Here is a 232-nt window from a genome sequence, read left to right as displayed (position 1 = left end):
ACGTATGACTTGGTGTTCAGTGACTTGATCATGCCCGGCGTGATGAATGGCGCGGCACTGGCGCGGGAGGTGTCGCGCTTGTATCCGCACATCAGGATCCTGCTGACCACCGGCTATGCGAAAGACGCGTTGGCACGCGCGGATATACAGGTGCAGGAGTTCGAGTTGATTCCCAAGCCGTATCAACCCGCTGACCTGCAGCGCAAAATCCGGGCGGTGCTCGATGCCTGAT

1 protein-coding gene is annotated in these 232 nt (G+C 59.1%); it reads left to right on the top strand.

Annotated features, from left to right (window positions below; genetic code table 11):
* Nucleotides 1-231 (top strand): response regulator (locus tag AAEZ05_RS30420; RefSeq protein WP_350650411.1); only part of this gene is annotated, 231 nt, incomplete at its 5' end.
* Nucleotide 232: the final 1 nt, after the last annotated feature.

The organism is Pseudomonas sp. HY13-MNA-CIBAN-0226 (assembly GCF_040310305.1).
Taxonomy (GTDB): domain Bacteria; phylum Pseudomonadota; class Gammaproteobacteria; order Pseudomonadales; family Pseudomonadaceae; genus Aquipseudomonas; species Aquipseudomonas gregormendelii.
The sequence above is the reverse complement of the archived record's forward strand: the minus strand, read 5'-3'. Positions and strand labels throughout refer to the sequence as shown.